We start from the raw sequence: 16,908 nt of genomic DNA on the forward strand, positions 1-16,908 counted from the left end.
CGTACGACCCTCTACGTCCCGCACGAGGGTGGGCTGACCATGCACCTCCACGCACAATCCTCTACGTCCCGCACGAGAGTCGGCTGACCGGATGACCATCGCCCCCTACCGCCCGAAGGGCCTTCGCACCGTCGGACGGCTGACCGATTCGCTGCGTGGAGCCCTGGCCCGCCTCGGCCAGATGGTCTCGTTCGTCGTCTCCTCGGTCGCGCTCATCCCCCACGCGCTCCGGAACTACCCCAAGCAGACAGTCCGCACCATCACCGACCTCACGTGGGGCCGCGGCGCCGTGATCGTCGGCGGAGGCACGTCGCTGATGATGGTCGTCCTGGGTCTCGCCGTCGGCGGCACCGTGGCGATCCAGGCCTTCGCCTCCCTCGACCTACTCGGGATGGGCCCGCTCACGGGCGTCATCGCCGCGCTCGCCAACACCCGCGAGTTCGCGCCGATCCTCGCCGCCGCCGGCTTCGCCGTCCAGGCCGGCTGTCGCATGACCGCCGAGATCGGCGCCATGCGGATCACCGAAGAAATCGACGCGCTGGAGGCGCTCGGCCTCCGCTCGATCTCCTTTGTGGTCAGCACGCGCATGATCGCCGGCATCGTCGCGATCGTGCCGATCTTCCTCATCGCGATCATCGTGAGCTTCTTCGCCAGCAGCACGATCGTCACGCTGGCGCAGGGCGACGCGGCCGGCACCTACGAGCACTACTTCCAGCAGTTCCTCTCCCCCGCCGACCTCATCGCCTCCATCGCCAAGGTGATCGTCTTCATCTGTGCTGTGATCCTCATCCACTGCTATCAGGGCTTCTTCGCCGGGGGCGGCCCCGAGGGCGTGGGCGTGGCGTCGGGCCGCGCCGTCCGGGCCTCGATGGTCGCCATCGTGGTGCTCGACATGCTGATGACCCTCAGCATCTGGGGCGCCAGCAGCGAACTGGTCTTCCGGGGGTGACGGCATGACGACGCGATGGCCTTCACCGGTGACGGGCATGATGACGCCCGGCCCCGTCCTCCTGCGGCGCGGCGTGGCCGCGGTCCTTGCGGCGCTCCTCACCATCACCGCGATCTGGGCGGTGCGTGCGGTCGTGACCGCGCCCCCGAAGACCCTCACCCTCGTCGTGCGCAGCGTCGCGCCCGGCGTCGGGCCGGGTACCGCCGTCGAGATGGACGGCCTCCGCGTCGGCGCGGTCACCGACGTCGTCGACCGCGGAGCCGGCAGACTCGGCGTGGGGATGCAATTCAACGGCGCCGCCGACGATCTGATCACCGATGCCGTCAAGGTGGCCTTCGCCCCGGGCAACACCTTCGGCATCACCGTCGTCGCGCTCACCCCGGGACGCGGCGGCCGGACCCTCGCCTCGGGCGCCTCCTGGGAGCCGCTCTCGGCCCCCGACGACGGCACGATGGCGTCCCTGCTCCGGTCACTGAGCACGATGGAGCGCGAGAGCTTCCGTCCGCACATGGCGCAGCTCATCGCGCAGATGGACACGGCCACCCGGCAGTTCCTGCCCTTCCTCGGGGCGGTCGGCGCCATCGCGGAGGCGAACGCCGACACCCAACGGATCCCGACCGCTGAGACGCTGCCGACGATCGCCGCGACACTCGGCGCACTGGACACGTCCGTCAAGCGGATGCTGCCCGGGCTCCGCGCGCTCTGGTCCTGGACCGGCCCGGACGCCCCGGGCTACCCGGAACGCCAGAAAGCCACCATCGACGCCTTCGCCTACGACTTCTCCCCGGCGCTGGCGGCCCTGCTCAGTGCGCCCAACGTCGCCGCACTCACGGAGGTGCTGGTACCCATCCGCGAACTCTCGACCCGGGCCGTGACGAGCTTCCCCGAGGCCGCCCGCAACGGACGCCAGCTCGAGGAACTCATCGAACGGATCCGACGGTCGATGCCGGACAACGGTTCCGGCCCCGTGCTGAACCTCGACGTCACGTTCCAACAGTTCCCCGCCATCGCCTCGATGTTGCCGCCCGCGCCCCAGCTCTCCGTGACGCCCCCGGGCAAGCCCACGCCGCCCAGGCGGACGACCGGCGCGACAACGCCGACCACCACCACGCCGGCCTCCGCCACCACGCGGACCACGACGAAGGGCCGCTGACGTGCGCACCGCCCGCAATCCCGGAACCCTGCTCCTGATCTTCGTCGTCCTCATCGCCGTCGGCGGGGCGTTCACCGTGCGTGCGCTCACGCGTCCGGCCCAGGCGGCGCAGACGGCGTACGCGGCCATGTTCACCAATGCCTCCGGCCTCCGCTCCGGCGACGACGTGCGACTACTCGGCGTCCAGGTCGGGAAGGTCCGCGACGTCGCCCTCGACCAGGACGATGCCGCGCGCGGCACGCTCGCCCGGGTCGACTTCACCGTCAACCGCGACCAGCGGATCACCACCGCCACCACCCTGTCGATCCGGTTCCAGAACCTGACCGGCCTGCGGTACCTGGACCTCTCGCCGAGCGCAGCGCAGGCGGCAGCGGTCGCGCCGGGGTCCACGATCGACACCGGCCGGACGGTGCCGTCCTTCGACGTGACAACGATCTTCAACGGCCTGCAGCCGGTTCTCGCCGCGATGCAGCCGGATCAGATCAACCACCTCGCACAGTCGATCGCGGCCGTCGTCGAAGGCGACGGTTCCGGGCTCGGTCCGCTGCTCGACGCCCTCCAGACGCTCGGCAGGTTCACCAACGACCGCTCGGCCCTCCTCCAGACCCTGGTCGGCAACCTCAAGGCGATCAACGACAGCCTCGGTGGGAAGTCCGGTTCCCTGCCCACCGTGATCGGCTACCTGAAGGGCATCGGCGAGGTCCTGCGGAACGCGGCGCCATCGACGAAAGTCCTGTCCGACCAAGGCGCCGAGCTCATGGCCGCGGCCGACTCGCTGCTGCGGGGAGCGGGACTGCAACCCGCCGGCAGCTCGCTCCTCGAACTCGCCCGTCCGGAAATACCGCGCCTGCAGAGCCTCGTCGACCTCGCCGCACTGCTCCCGGGCCTGTTCGCGAATCTGACCCAGCAGCAGGTCCCCTCCGCCGGTGGGGACACCGGCTGCAGCCGCGGCGAGGCGCAGCTGCCCGCCGGTGTCCTCGTCTTCCTCCGCGGATCGAAGGTGACGCTGTGCAAGCGCTGAACCTGCTCGTGCCCCTGCTCCGCGACGGCTGCGGGCTCGCGACGAAGTTGGCCTCCGGCCTCGAAGAGGCTTGGGCGCAGCCGAGTTCGAAGAACCGTCAGCTCACCTTCGGCGTCCTCGGTGTGGCGCTCGCTCTGGTGCTGATGATCGCCAGCTCGGTCCTCGCGGTCCGGCCCCTCGGTACCACCACCTACACCGCGAACTTCCCCGAGGCCGGTATGGTCCGCCCGGGCGACGACGTCCGCGTGGCCGGTGTCTCGGTCGGCTCCGTCGAACGGGTGGCACTGGAGGGCGGCCACGTGAACGTCGGTCTCCGCGTCACGAAGAAAGTGCACATCGGCGATCAGTCCCGGGTCGCGGTGAAGATGCTGACCGGCGTCGGTGGCTACTTCGTCGACATCGACTCGATCGGCACCACGCCGCTGGGTGCGACCGCGATCCCCCCGGCGCGCGTGCGGATCCCCTACAGCCTGGTGGAGACCTTCCAGCAGGCCGATCCGAAGATCCGCGCGATCGACCCGACGCCGCTGCGGGAGTCGCTGGCCCAGATCCAGCGGGCGACCAGTGGCAAGCCCGGGCAGATGAAGGAACTCCTGTCCACCCTGCAGGGCGTGGTGCAGAGCATCTCGACGCAGAAGGACGAGGTCGGTGGCTTCGTGCAGACCCTCTCGGAGTACTCGGCCGCCATCGACCGCAACGGCGACGTGCTCACGCAGGCGATGCGCGACATGAACATCTACTTCTCCACCGCGCGGCTGAACGTCGCCGGCTACCAGCGCTTCATGCGCTCGCTCGACCTGGTGCTCAAGCGGATCATCCCGCCGGCGAACTTCTACCAGGAGAATCTCGCCTCCATGGAGGCCCAGTTCAACCTCATGTCCGGCCAGATCAGCGGGCTTCTCGTCAAGTACCAGAAGATGATCGACGACGCGATGGCCCTCCTTGGGCGGATCCAGTCCTCGGTGAAGCCGGACGGCACCATCGTCCTCGACGGCTCCGTTCCCACGATCTCGTCCCAGTACTGCATCCCGCTGGAAGGGGCTCCGTGCTGATGATCTCCAAGATCCTGGGCTCGAAATGGCTGGTCACTGCGATCGCGATCACGGTGGTCGGGTCGATCATCGCGGCGGCCCTCTACGTCGCGCGCACCCCCGACAAGGCGCAGGCGCGGTACTGCGCGCTCATGCCCGACGCGATCGGCCTCTACGTCGGCAACCCCGTGACCCGGCTCGGCGTGCCGATCGGCAAGGTCACGGCCGTCAGTCCCGACAGCACCGCGGCGCGGGTCGAGTTCGACGTCGACGGCGACCAGTCCGTGAGTGCGAGCACCGGGGCGGTCACCGTCGCCGCGTCGCTGATCGCCTCCCGCCAACTCGCCCTCGTCGACGGTGCCACGAAGGGGCCTGCGCTGCAGGCCGGGAAATGCTTGACCGACACCAAGACCCCGCAGTCGCTGAGCCGCAGCCTCAGTTCCATCGGCGACGCAGCGGCGAAACTCACCACGGGCGGCGGCCCCGAACAGGCCAAGCAGGTGCAGGATTCGTTGACCTCCCTCGCGGCGGCGGTCGACGGCACCGGGCCCGACGTCAACGGCGTCATCGAGAGCCTCGCCACGCTGCTCGACGACCCCGGCCCCGGCATCGGCGACGTGGGCCGCAGCCTCGATTCGATCTCCTCTCTCACCGGCGGCATGACCTCGAACTGGAACCCGCTCAAGCAGCTCCTCGTCACCGCCCCCGACGGTCTCGCCGACATCATCGTCCCCACCGCGAAGACCACCGAGACCCTCGCCGAGGCCCTGATCCCGCTCGGAAAGCTCCTGCGCGACCTGATCTCCCACTACGGCCACAACCTGTGGCCCATCCTCGACACCGTGATCCCGGCGTCGCGACTGGTCAGCGCCGGTGTCAAGAACTGGGGCGACCTCCTCGGCTTCCTTCCGCCGCTGATCGACGCCTTCAACGTCTCCTTCGATCAGCGCACCCTGGGACTCAAAGTCGTCTTCACTCCGCCGTCGACGAAGATGGTCGCGCGGAACCCGGAACTGACCTGCGCGAACGTCAACCGGATCGCGCCGGGCCAGTGCAAGGTCGTCGACCCCGGCCACATCGACGTCGACCTGATCTCGGCCATCCTCCGCGGGACGGGAGCCGCCCGATGAACCGCCCGACTCTACGTGGCCGCATCTCCCGCGGCCTGCTCCTGCTGGTCGTCCTCGCGCTCGGCGTCGTCGGCGTCCTCCGGGCGAGCCCCTCGACGCTGCCCGACCCGACCACCTGGTCCACCTCGGGATGGCCACTGCGCGTGGAGTTCTCCAACGCCCTGAACCTGCCCGACCAGGCGCAGGTCCGGTTCAACGGCCGGTCCGTCGGACGGATGGAGTCGGTGCGGCTCGACGGGGACCGCGCGGTCGCGACCCTCACCATCAGCGAGCCGGCCAGCATCCCCGCGGACACCAACGCCGAACTGCGGCAGGACACCCTGCTCGGCGACGTCTACATCGCCCTCGTCTCGGCGCCCACCTCGACCGCGCAGCCGCTGCGGGCCGGCGGGCTCATCCCGCTCGCGCAGAGCCGCCCGCCGGACCACGTCGAGGACCTCATGACCAGCCTCTCGGGCTTCCTCGGCAGCGGCGGCGTCTCCCAGCTCGGCAACACGGTGCAGCGGATCGACGGTGCCTTCCCCGACGATCCCGCGCGCACCCGCAAGATCACCGACAACCTGGCATCCACGATCATGGCCTGGGCCAACGACACGAGCTCGCTGGACACTGCGCTCCGCTCCGTCGTCGGGGTCACCGGCACGATCGCCGCCGAACACGGGATGCTCAGCGAGTACCTCGCTCCGGAGGGCCTCCGGCGCTGGGGCGTCATCTCCGAGACCGCCCGGGTCACGGAGGTCTTCGCCTCGCTGGCCCCGCTGCTCACGAATGCGGCGCCCCTGACGCCCGGCATCCGTGATCTCGCCGCACTCTTCACACAGGTGATCAGCCCGCTCCTGCTCCTCGACCGGCCCGTGGGCGCCACCCGCCCGGACAACCTCATCAACCTGCGCAACCTGTTCCGGGACAAGATCATCCCGTGGGTGGAGCACGGCCCCAAGGTGAACGTCGTCAAGGTGTCCGACGGCCCCGCGGTGCCGACGGCCGAGAAGGCGGAGCAGGCGCTCCGCGCGATGCGCATGATCGGGGCAGTCCGATGAAGAAGGAAGTCCTTGCGAACGCGATCACGTTCACCGTCGTCCTCCTGGTCGGACTCTTCATCCTCCTCGTCGGCTACATGGGACTGCGGCCGGGCGTAACGTACACGACGCTCTCGCTCAAGCTCGCGCACACCGGACAGCTGTCAGCCGGCACGCCCATCCTCCTGCGCGGCGTCCGGATCGGTGATGTGACCGGCGTGGAGCCGTCGACCGACGGCGTGCGGATCGCCCTCAGGTACCCGGCGGAGTACCGGATCCCCGTCGACTCCGCCCTGTCAGTCGAGCAGCTCAGCGCGCTCAGCGAGCCGTACGTGGAGTTCGCACCCCGCTCGTCCGGCGGCGCCGTCTTCACCTCCGGCAGCGAGATTCCGGCGACCGCGGTCTCCCAGTCCCGGTCCGTCAGCGACGTCTTCGAAGCGCTCGCCGCGCTCAACCGCACGGCCGACACCGGGGCGCTCGGCGGGATCGTGAAGACAGCCTGGCAGGCAACGTCGGGCCGCGATGACGACCTGACCACACTGAGCCGGGCCGGTCAGCTACTCAGTTCGACGGTGCTCAGCCGGATGCCCGCGATCCGCAGCATGTTCGCCAACACCCAGGTCTACTCGGCGGATCTGGACTGGACCGCGAACGCCGTGCAGCGGCTCGGCGCCGAGTTCCAGAACACCGCGAACGTGGTGCTCAGCGCGGTGCAGGCCGTGCAGCGGATGGTGCTGACGCTCAACGCACCCGACCCGTTCGTGAACACCATCGACCCGTTCCTCAAGCGGCTCAAGCCCTACCTCGACGAGCTGCTCCCCGCACTCGCCACCACCGGCGGCCCGTTCATCTCGATCTTCTCGGCGCTCAATCGCACGGTGCCGCAGATCGATCTCAGCACGCTCCTGTCGAACGCCCTGCAGGTCGCCGGCACCGACGGTGCCGCCCGCGTCACCCTGACCCTTCCCCGCCCCTGACTCGAGAGGACCACATGGCGCAGGAGCACGATCCCGACGAAGCCGCCGCCGGCACACCGGAGACCGACCCCCGCGGCACCGCCGGCGCCCGGAAGAAGGTGCGCCCGGAGAGCGCGGAGCCGACGCGGCGGTCACCGTCGGGCACGGTGCGCACCGTCCTCGCGACGGTCGTGGTCGTGGCCCTCATCGTCGCCTCGGTACTGCTCTACCTGCAGACCCGCACGCTGGGCACCGAGCGCCAGGAGGCCGCCGACCGGGCGCGCGCGGAGCAGATAGCCTCCGATTACGCCGTGAAGGCGGCGACGATGGACTACCGCGACCTGACCCCGTGGCTCAACGGCGTGAAGGCCGGGGTGACACCGGAACTGGCGAAGAAATTCGACTCCATCCTCGACCTGATGCGGGAGGTGGTCACGCCGCTGCGGCTGACCTCCACGGGGCGAGCGTCTTTCGCCAAGACCACCTCCGAGGTGAACGGCATCTACCAGGTGAAGGTCGCCGTCGACGTCTCCTCGCAGAACGTCCAGGCCCCGCAGGGCACTGTCAGCACGAGCACCTACTCGGTGAGCCTGGACCGGAACCGCGACTGGATCATCACGGAGGCCGGCGATCCCGCGAACCCCAACGCCGTACTCAGCGGCGTCGGCGGGGGCTCTGCCCCGACCGCGAACCCGTCGGCCTCGGCCACCCCGCAGCCACCCACCCCCACCATGCCCGCGCTGCCCGCACCGTCGGGCACCCCCAACTGACTCCGAAGGACGAACGATGCTGCAGCGCTTCCTGGACTACGAGATGAAGGTCTCGGAGTTCATCGGCTTCCTGATCCTCGTCGGCATCCCCTACGGGATCATCGGCCTCATCTGGTCGCTCACCCACATGGACCACCTCGGGGATCTCACCGGGATCGACCGCATCATCTCGTTTCTCGGCGCCATCGTCTGCTGGCCCGTGCTCCTCTTCTCGAACGTGACGATGCAGTGATGGCCCTGGTGCGGATCATCGACGTGGTGGTCCAGTACGTGAAGATCCTCGGCGGCCGGCAGAAGGCGCCCGCCGTGGTCCGCTTCGCGGCGTGGCTCCTTCTCCTCGCCGCCGTTCTCGCGGCCGTCGCCGTCGTGGTCGTGGGGCTGATCCGCCTCAACGACTACCTCGCCACCCTGCCGCCGACCCGATAGGAGCACCCCCATGTCAGGCTCGTCCAGCCCCGTCGGCGACGTCGGCTCGTCCGACGGTGCGCCGCTCACCCTCGAGTGCACCCGGATCACCATCCCCGCCACCCACCGTCGGTACACCAGTCGGGATCTCGCGGTCACCGACGCCCTCGACCTCTGGGGGTTCGCCGGCGCCGCCGCGAACGTCGCGATGCAGATGATGAGCCCGGGTGTCGGGCACGGCGTCGTGGAATCGACGGTGGACAGCGGCGCGCTGATGAAGCGCCCCTGGAAGCGGGCACGCACCACGACCCAGTACCTCGCGGTCGCGATCCTCGGCACCGAACAGGAGAAGGAGGCGTACCGCGAGGCGGTCAACGTCGCGCATCGCCAGGTGAAGTCCCGGCCCGGAGCCGCGGTGAAGTACAACGCCTTCGACCGGAACCTGCAGCTCTGGGTCGCCTCCTGCCTCTTCGTCGGCTTCGAGGACACGTACCAGATGCTCAACGGGAGGCTCCCCGACAACCAGGCCGAGAGCTTCTATCAGTCCTGCGCGACGCTCGGCACCACCCTGCAGGTGCCGCGCGACATGTGGCCGGCCACACGCGCCGAGTTCGACGAGTACTGGGTCCGGGCTTGCGCCGAGGCGCGGCTCGACGAGCCCGTGGCGGCGTACGTCGACGACCTGCTGAATCTGCGGATGATCAACCTGCCCATGCGCATCGTCTTCGGCGGCCTGCTGAAGTTCCTGACGGCCGGATTCCTCGCCCCGTATTTCCGCGAGCAGATGCAGGTCGAGTGGAGCGCGGCCGATCAGCGCCGGTTCGACAACCTCTTCGCGTTCGTCGCCCTCGTCAACCGGTTCATCCCACGGTTCCTGCGGTTCGGGCCGACCCGCTCGCTCATGGTCGACCTGCGGCTGCGGATGAGCGCGGGCAAGCCCCTCGTCTGACCCGGACCGGGACCCCGGTCTGGGACCCGGGCCCCGCAACGGCTCCGCTCAGCCGGGGAAGAGCACCGCGCAGACCAGGGCGTACACCTCGGCCTGGAACTCCGGGTCGGTATCGAAGCGACGCGTGCGGCCCACGTCGAAGACCACGGCGAAGGCCGCGTGCACGAGGAAGACCGCCTCGGCGGCGCTGAGCTCGGGCCGGACCGCCACGACCGCATCGGCGAATGCTGCGATGTTGGCCCGCTGGATCCCCGCAAGCCGGCTGCGGTCGGCGTCCGGGACGTTGCCGATCTCGCGGAAATAGACGGTCATCAGCTTCGATCGCAGGAAGGACAGCTGCACGTAGGCCTGCGCGAGCGCGGCGAGCCGGTCCGCGGGATCCTGCACCGAGGTGGAGACCTCGGCGATCGCCCCCGCGACGCCGTCTGCTGCTTGATCGAGGGCGCTCACCAGGATGCCGGCCTTGCTCGGGAAGTAGCGGTACATGCCCGACGGGACGATGCCCGCGGCGCGCCCGATCTGTCCCATGCTCACGTTGTGGAAGCCGTGCTGGAAGATCTGCTCGATCGCCTCGACCAGCACCTGCTCCTGGCGACCCGCCTCCGGCGCGGGCTCGACCGGCGGTGCGACCGTGTAGGGCACCCGCGGCGCGGGCAGCGCCAGCACCTGCCGCGCGGCCGCGGTGAGCACGACCTCGGCTCGCTTCTGCGCCAACACCGTCCGGTGCGCGGTGACGCTGCCGGTCACGCTGATCAGGGCCACGCTGCGCAGGTCGACCTCGCTCCGGTCCACGCCCGGGAGCGCGGGCTGCGCGGCATCGGCGACGGTGCCGATCATCTCGGTGAGCTGCTCCCGGATCCGTGCCCTGTCTTCGCCCTCGAGGAGACGCTGCTCCCACCGGAACAGTCCTCCGGTGTTGCGGCGCTCGAAAGAGACGCCCAGGGCGGCCTCGATGATCGCGTCGACGCGCTCCCCCGGCGCCTTTCCCGCCGTGGCCTCGGCCGCATCGTCGACGGCGTGGCACAGCGCATCGGAGGCGGAGGTGATGGCGTGCTCGAGTAGCGCGTACTTGTTGGGGAAGTGCCGGTAGACGGCGGGCCCACTGATGTCGAGCGACGCGGCGATCTCCTCGATCCCGACGCCGTGATAGCCGCGCCGGGAGAAGTCCTCAGCAGCGACCCGCGCGATCTGCTCGCGCCGGTCCTTGGGCCGCTTCCGCCGCGCCTGTGTCACGTCTACTCCTCTTCACCGTCCGCATCGAGAGTACTCACTGTCTGGAACCCTTCCGCGGTGTACCGTCAACCCTATAAGTAAGTGAACATTCACACACCGATTCGGTGCAAGATCTGAGAGGACCGCTCATGACCACGAGCGCCGAGCCGAACATCGCGAGCGTGCCGGCGGCGAACGCCGCACTGTCGCGCCCCGTCGATCCGGTGGCCGAGGGCTACCGCATCACGATATCCGCGCCCGCGCGGCCTGCTCACGTCCTCACCGTGCTGTCGGACGCCATGGACGTCACCTCGCTCGCGGCGGGGGCCGCCAACGTGGTCATGCAGCTCGTGAACAAGCCCGTCGCCTACGGCGTGATGGAGTCGCCGGTCGACTCCGGCTCGCTGTACAAGCATCCCGTCAAGCGCACCCGCACCACGATCAGCTACCTCGCCGTCGCGGTACTGGGCACCCCGCAGGACAAGGCCCGGTATCGCGAGGCGGTCAACTCCGCACACCGTCAGGTCCGCAGCACCGCAGCGAGCCCGGTCAAGTACAACGCGATGGACCGGGGCCTGCAGCTGTGGGTCGCGATGTGCCTCTACATCGGCTACGAGGACACGCACCAACTGCTCCGCGGCCGCATGAACCGCGAGCAGCGCGCTCTGTTCTACCGCGACGCCGCGCCGCTGGGCACCACGCTGCAGGTGCCCGCCGACCTGTGGCCCACGACGCCGGAGGAGTTCGACGCGAAGTGGGTCGAGCTGTGCGCCACGCGGATCAACCCCGACGAGACGGCGCGCACCTACCTGCGCCAGCTGGTGGACTTCACCTTCGTCGGCAACCTGCCCACACCGGTCAAGGCCTTCAACCGGTTCCAGAACGCGGGCTTCCTCGCGCCGAAGTTCCGGGAGGCCATGGAGATCGAGTGGACCGCGCGCGATCAGCGCCGGTTCGACGCCTTCTGGCGGCTGGTCGCGTTCAGCAACCGCTTCACGCCGCTCGCGCTCCGGCGCCTGCCGTACCACCTGCTGCTGGCCGACCTGCGCCTGCGCGCGCGGCTCGGCCGCACGCTGGTCTAATCCTGCACGCACGACGAAGCCGGGCCCTCGCTCGGAGGGCCCGGCTTCCTCGTCCCCGGCACCCGCCCGACGGGGCCGGCACCGTCGGGCGGGAAGAACCGTCAGCCGAACTGCTGGCGAAGAACCGGCTTGGTGACCTTGCCCGTGGGGTTGCGCGGCAGGGCCTCGATCACGACCAGGTGGCGCGGGTGCTTGTAGCGGGCGATGTGGTCGTTGAGGAACTCCGACAGCGCGTCGACGGTGAGCTCAGCGCCGTCACGCAACTGCACCACCGCGACGACCGCTTCGCCGAAGCGCTCGTCCGGCTTGCCGATCACGGCCACTTCGGTGACGTCGGGGTGCGCCGCGACGGCGTTCTCCACCTCGACCGAGTAGATGTTCTCGCCGCCCGAGATGACCATGTCCTTGGCACGGTCGACGACGTAGACGAATCCCTCCTCGTCCATGCGGACGAGGTCACCCGAGTGGAACCAGCCGCCGTGGAAGGCCTCCTTCGTGGCCTCGAGGTTGTTCCAGTAGCCCGACATCATGTTCGGGCCGCGGTAGACGATCTCGCCCACCCCGCCGCGCGGCACATCATTGCCCTCGGAGTCGATGACCCGGGCCGCGACGGTGCGCACCACCTTGCCGACGGAACCGAACTTGCGCAAGGCATCGGCGCCCGAGAGCGCGCAGGTGACGGGCGACATCTCGGTCTGGCCGAAGACGGCGCAGATCTCGGCGTCGGGGAACGTGGCGGCGAGCTCGCGGAGCAGGGTCTCACTGGCGGGCGCGGCGCCCCACCACACGAACTTGAGCTTGAGATTGCGCGGGCGCGCCTTCTGTTCGTTCACCGCGAGCTGCCACTGCATCGGCACCATGAACATGCTGGTGATGCCCTCGCGCTCCAGCGCGTCCAGGGTCTGCGCCGGGTCGAACGCGCCGAGCGGGAAGATCACCGAGGTCAGGCCCTGCAGGAAGGCCGTCGCGAGCACGCCGAAGCCGGCGATGTGGAACAGGGGGACGGCGACGGCGCCCACGGCGTCGGCGTCGACGACGCCCGGCGCGACGAGGTTCGTCCACCCCTGCGCGGTCATGTTGACATGGGTGAGCACCGCTCCCTTGGGGCGGCCGGTGGTGCCCGATGTGTACATGATCAGCGCCGGCGAATCCTCGGGGACGTCGACGTGGGGATCGGGCCGCCCCTCCGCGACCAGGTCCTCGAAGCCCAGGGCACCCGCAGCCTCATCAGCACCGTCGAACCGGATGCGCAGGCCGAACTCGGCGCCGGTCCCGGCGACACCCGCGATGAGCGGGTCGAAAAGCGCCTCGTAAACGACGGCGCTGCACATCGTGTCCTGGACCAGGAAGGCCACCTCGGGCGGCGCCATTCGGAAGTTGACCGGGACCGCTATCGCGCCGAGCGCCGTGACGCCCAGCGCCGCCTCGACGTACTCGATGCGATTGAGGCCGAGGATCAGCACGCGATCGCCCGCACCGATGCCGCGCTCGCGCAGTGCGCCGGCGAAGGCCCCGACCCGCTCCGCGAGGCCCGCCCAGGTGACCTCGTTGTCGAGGTACCGCAGGGCCACCTGATCGCCGCGCATGACGGCGTGGTTGCGGACACTGTTGTTCCAGGTGTTGCGCTGCGAACTGCGGGGTTCCTCCGTACGCGGGAACCAGGCGATGTTCTCAAGAGACGTCATGTATGCGATTGTGTTCTAGAACATGTTCGACGGGAGCCGAATCGCGCAAAGTTAAAGAATAGTGATTCACTTGTGACATTCCCCGAGACAGTACCCATGGAAGGAACATCGTGCCCGAAGCATTCATCTACGAGGCGATCCGCACGCCGCGCGGCAAGCAGCGAGGCGGCGCCCTGCACGCCACCAAGCCCCTGGACCTGGTGGTCGGCCTGATCGACGAGCTCAAGAACCGCTACCCCACCATGGACCCGTCGGCGATCGACGACATCGTGCTCGGCGTGGTTTCCCCCGTGGGCGAGCAGGGTGGCGATATCGCCCGCACCGCTGCCACCGTCGCCGGCCTGCCCGAGACCGTCGCCGGCGTGCAGATCAACCGCTTCTGCGCCTCGGGGCTCGAGGCCACCAACATGGCGGCCCAGAAGGTCGCCGCGGGCCTGGGCGACGACCTGGTCCTCGCCGGCGGCGTGGAGTCCATGTCGCGCGTGCCGCTCGGCTCCGACGGCGGTGCCATGCACCAGGACGTCACCACCAACTACGACACCTACTTCGTGCCGCAGGGCATCGGCGCCGACCTGATCGCGTCGATCGACGGCTACACCCGCGAGGACGTCGACCAGTACGCCGTGCAGTCGCAGGCCAACGCCGCGGCCGCGTGGGAGAACGGCTGGTTCGCCAAGTCCGTCGTGCCCGTCAAGGACATCAACGGCCTGACGGTGCTCGACAACGACGAGCACCGCCGCCCCGGCACCACCATCGACGGCCTCGGCAAGCTGCGTCCGGCCTTCGACGGCATCGGCGAGATGGGCGGTTTCGACGCCGTCGCGCTGCAGAAGTACTACACCGTGCCGAAGATCAACCACGTCCACACGGGCGGCAACAGCTCGGGCATCGTCGACGGTGCCGCCCTGCTGCTGATCGGCAACGAGGCCGGCGGGAAGAAGGCCGGCCTGACCCCGCGCGGTCGCATCGTCGCCACCGCGGTCACGGGCTCGGAGCCCACCATCATGCTCACCGGCCCGACGCCGGCCACCGAGAAGGTCCTCGCCAAGGCGGGCCTGTCGAAGGAGCAGATCGACCACTGGGAGCTCAACGAAGCCTTCGCGTCCGTCGTGCTGCGGTGGATGAAGGACATGAAGCTCGAGCGCGAGCAGGTGAACCCGCTGGGCGGCGCCATCGCGCTCGGCCACCCCCTCGGCGCGACCGGCGCGATGCTGGTCTCGACGGTGCTCGACAACCTCGAGCGCACCGGCGGCCGCTACGGCCTGATGACCCTGTGCGTCGGTGGCGGCATGGGCATCGCCACCATCATCGAGCGCCTCTGACCGGCCGGAAAGACTACGGAGACAACAATAGACATGGCTGAGAACATGATCCGCTGGGAACAGGACGCCGACGGCATCGTCGTGCTGACGATGGACGACCCCACCAGCTCCGCGAACACCATGAACGACCTGTACCGCGAGTCGATGGGCGCCACCATCGACCGCCTGGAGGCCGAGAAGGACTCCCTCACCGGCGTCGTGCTCACCTCGGCGAAGAAGACCTTCTTCGCCGGCGGCAACCTGGGCCTGATCCGCCAGGCCCGCCCCGAGGACGCCGCGACGCTGCGGGACAACGTCGAGTCGATGAAGGCCGCGCTGCGCCGCCTCGAGACCCTCGGCAAGCCCGTGGTCTCCGCGATCAACGGCGCCGCCCTGGGCGGCGGACTCGAGATCGCACTGGCCACGCACCACCGCATCGCTGCAGATGCGCGCGGCTCGCAGATCGGCCTCCCCGAGGTCACCCTGGGCCTGCTCCCCGGCGGCGGCGGCGTGACCCGCACCGTGCGGCTGCTCGGGCTGCAGGGCGCGCTCATGGGCGTCCTGCTGCAGGGCCCGCGCATGAAGCCCGCGAAGGCCAAGGAGGTGGGCCTGGTCCACGAGGTCGTCGGCACCGTCGAGGAGCTGGTCCCGGCCGCGAAGGCATGGATCAAGGCCAATCCCGAGGGCGGCGTGCAGCCCTGGGACGTCAAGGGCTACAAGATCCCCGGCGGCGCGCCGAGCTCCCCCGCGATCGCCGCGAACCTGCCCGCCTTCCCCGCGAACCTGCGCAAGCAGCTCAAGGGAGCCCCGATGCCGGCGCCCCGCGCCATCATGGCCGCCGCGGTCGAGGGCGCGATGGTGGACTTCGACACCGCCAGCGTGATCGAGGGCCGCTACTTCGTCTCGCTCGCCACCGGCCAGGTCTCGAAGAACATGATCGAGGCGTTCTTCTTCGACCTGCAGCACATCAACGGCGGCGGCTCGCGCCCCGACGGCTACGACAAGTACACCGCCAAGAAGGTCGGCGTCATCGGCGCCGGCATGATGGGCGCGGCCATCGCGTACGTCTCCGCCAAGGCCGGCATCGAGGTCGTCCTCAAGGACATCGACCTCGACGCCGCCAAGCGCGGCAAGGCCTACTCCGAGAAGCTCGAGGAGAAGGCGCTGGCCAAGGGCCGCACCACCGCCGAGAAGTCGGCGGAGCTACTCGCCCGCATCACGCCCACCGTCGACCCTGCCGACTTCGCGGGCGTCGACCTCGTGATCGAGGCCGCGTTCGAATCCGTCGAGGTCAAGCACAAGGTCTTCCAGGAGATCGAGGACATCGTCGAGCCCGACGCCATCCTCGGCTCCAACACCTCCACCCTGCCGATCACCATCCTCGCCGAGGGCGTCAAGCGCTCCGAGGACTTCATCGGCATCCACTTCTTCTCCCCCGTGGACAAGATGCCACTGGTCGAGATCATCCGCGGCGCCAAGACCTCGGATGCGGTGCTGGCCAAGGTCATCGACTACACGCTGCAGATCAAGAAGACGCCGATCGTGGTCAACGACTCGCGCGGCTTCTTCACCTCCCGCGTGATCGGCACCTTCGTTAACGAGGCGATCGCGGCCGTGGGCGAGGGCGTGAACCCGGTGCTCATCGAGCAGGCGGGCCAGCAGGCCGGCTACCCGGCCGCACCACTGCAGCTCATGGACGAGCTGACGCTCACCCTGCCGCAGAAGATCCGCAAGGAGAGCCGCGCCGCCGCCGAGGCCGCTGGCACGCCGCTGCCCGCGCACGGCAGCGACGCCGTGGTCGACGCGATGGTGGACGCGGGCCGCACCGGCCGCAAGGACGGCGCTGGCTTCTACGACTACGTGGACGGCAAGCGCACCGGCCTGTGGCCGGGCCTGAAGGACCTGTTCCCGGGTGGCAAGGACATCCCACTGCAGGACATGATCGACCGGATGCTCTTCGCCGAGTCGCTGGAGACGGTGCGCTGCTTCGACGAGGGAGTCATGGACTCCGTCGCCGACGCGAACATCGGCTCGATCTTCGGCATCGGCTTCCCCGCGTGGACCGGCGGCGTGCTGCAGTTCATCAACGGCTACACCGCTCCCGACGGCACCATCGGCCCGAAGGCCTTCGTCGCCCGTGCGCAGGAGCTGACCAAGTACGGCGCGCAGTTCACCCCGCCCGCCTCCCTGGTCGCCAAGGCCGAGGCCGGCGAGACCTACGAGTAGGACGCGCCGCTAGGCCGTA

General features: G+C 69.4%; 16 protein-coding genes. 14 read left to right on the forward strand and 2 right to left on the reverse strand.

Annotated elements, in window-relative coordinates; translation table 11 throughout:
• The first annotated feature begins 91 nt into the window (after positions 1-91).
• Genes HNP44_RS04385 through HNP44_RS04435 form a run of 11 tightly spaced genes read left to right on the forward strand, consistent with a single transcriptional unit; the run spans position 92 to position 9,383 of the window.
• Positions 92-949 (forward strand): ABC transporter permease, encoded by an 858-nt coding sequence (locus tag HNP44_RS04385; RefSeq protein ID WP_259141284.1) that lies wholly within the window; start codon positions 92-94, stop codon positions 947-949.
• Between the two features lie 37 nt (positions 950-986).
• A complete protein-coding gene (locus HNP44_RS04390; protein ID WP_259141687.1) occupies positions 987-2,102 on the forward strand; it encodes an MCE family protein in 1,116 nt (371 codons plus the stop codon).
• A 1-nt stretch (position 2,103) separates the two neighbouring features.
• Positions 2,104-3,123 carry an MlaD family protein gene (locus tag HNP44_RS04395; protein ID WP_259141283.1) on the forward strand — a complete coding sequence of 340 codons (1,020 nt, stop codon included), beginning with the start codon at positions 2,104-2,106 and terminating at the stop codon, positions 3,121-3,123.
• Positions 3,111-4,175, forward strand: a complete 1,065-nt coding sequence (locus HNP44_RS04400; RefSeq protein WP_259141282.1) for an MlaD family protein — start codon at positions 3,111-3,113, stop codon at positions 4,173-4,175. Before HNP44_RS04395 ends, HNP44_RS04400 begins: the two co-directional genes overlap by 13 nt.
• Complete coding sequence (locus HNP44_RS04405) at positions 4,175-5,284, forward strand: MlaD family protein (protein WP_259141281.1); 1,110 nt, start codon at positions 4,175-4,177, stop codon at positions 5,282-5,284. Before HNP44_RS04400 ends, HNP44_RS04405 begins: the two co-directional genes overlap by 1 nt.
• Positions 5,281-6,324: an MlaD family protein gene (locus tag HNP44_RS04410; RefSeq protein ID WP_259141280.1), complete on the forward strand. Its 1,044-nt coding sequence runs from the start codon at positions 5,281-5,283 to the stop codon at positions 6,322-6,324. The genes HNP44_RS04405 and HNP44_RS04410 overlap by 4 nt, the downstream gene beginning before the upstream one ends.
• Positions 6,321-7,280: an MlaD family protein gene (locus HNP44_RS04415; RefSeq protein WP_259141279.1), complete on the forward strand. Its 960-nt coding sequence runs from the start codon at positions 6,321-6,323 to the stop codon at positions 7,278-7,280. Before HNP44_RS04410 ends, HNP44_RS04415 begins: the two co-directional genes overlap by 4 nt.
• 14 nt (positions 7,281-7,294) lie before the next feature.
• Positions 7,295-8,029: a hypothetical protein gene (locus HNP44_RS04420; protein ID WP_259141278.1), complete on the forward strand. Its 735-nt coding sequence runs from the start codon at positions 7,295-7,297 to the stop codon at positions 8,027-8,029.
• Positions 8,030-8,045: 16 nt separating this feature from the next.
• Positions 8,046-8,261 (forward strand): hypothetical protein, encoded by a 216-nt coding sequence (locus HNP44_RS04425; RefSeq protein ID WP_259141276.1) that lies wholly within the window; start codon positions 8,046-8,048, stop codon positions 8,259-8,261.
• Positions 8,261-8,455, forward strand: coding sequence for a hypothetical protein (locus HNP44_RS04430; protein ID WP_259141275.1), 195 nt, complete (start codon positions 8,261-8,263; stop codon positions 8,453-8,455). The genes HNP44_RS04425 and HNP44_RS04430 overlap by 1 nt, the downstream gene beginning before the upstream one ends.
• 10 nt (positions 8,456-8,465) lie before the next feature.
• Positions 8,466-9,383, forward strand: coding sequence for an oxygenase MpaB family protein (locus HNP44_RS04435; protein WP_259141274.1), 918 nt, complete (start codon positions 8,466-8,468; stop codon positions 9,381-9,383).
• A gap of 48 nt (positions 9,384-9,431) precedes the next feature.
• Here HNP44_RS04435 and HNP44_RS04440 read toward each other — a convergent pair whose 3' ends face one another.
• Positions 9,432-10,616 (reverse strand): TetR/AcrR family transcriptional regulator, encoded by a 1,185-nt coding sequence (locus HNP44_RS04440; protein WP_259141273.1) that lies wholly within the window; start codon positions 10,614-10,616, stop codon positions 9,432-9,434.
• A gap of 128 nt (positions 10,617-10,744) precedes the next feature.
• Here HNP44_RS04440 and HNP44_RS04445 point away from each other — a divergent pair, with 128 nt between their 5' ends.
• Positions 10,745-11,677, forward strand: a complete 933-nt coding sequence (locus HNP44_RS04445; protein ID WP_259141272.1) for an oxygenase MpaB family protein — start codon at positions 10,745-10,747, stop codon at positions 11,675-11,677.
• Positions 11,678-11,778: 101 nt separating this feature from the next.
• On the opposite strand, the gene HNP44_RS04450 is transcribed toward HNP44_RS04445, so the two are convergent.
• A complete protein-coding gene (locus tag HNP44_RS04450) occupies positions 11,779-13,362 on the reverse strand; it encodes an AMP-binding protein (RefSeq protein WP_259141271.1) in 1,584 nt (527 codons plus the stop codon).
• 107 nt (positions 13,363-13,469) lie between these two features.
• Between HNP44_RS04450 and HNP44_RS04455 the strand changes: the two genes are divergently transcribed.
• Both HNP44_RS04455 and HNP44_RS04460 read left to right on the forward strand, forming a co-directional pair.
• Positions 13,470-14,684: an acetyl-CoA C-acetyltransferase gene (locus HNP44_RS04455; RefSeq protein ID WP_259141686.1), complete on the forward strand. Its 1,215-nt coding sequence runs from the start codon at positions 13,470-13,472 to the stop codon at positions 14,682-14,684.
• 33 nt (positions 14,685-14,717) lie between these two features.
• Positions 14,718-16,889, forward strand: a complete 2,172-nt coding sequence (locus HNP44_RS04460; protein ID WP_259141270.1) for a 3-hydroxyacyl-CoA dehydrogenase NAD-binding domain-containing protein — start codon at positions 14,718-14,720, stop codon at positions 16,887-16,889.
• Positions 16,890-16,908: the final 19 nt, after the last annotated feature.

Source organism: Tsukamurella ocularis, assembly GCF_024807615.1.
GTDB classification, from domain to species: domain Bacteria; phylum Actinomycetota; class Actinomycetes; order Mycobacteriales; family Mycobacteriaceae; genus Tsukamurella; species Tsukamurella ocularis.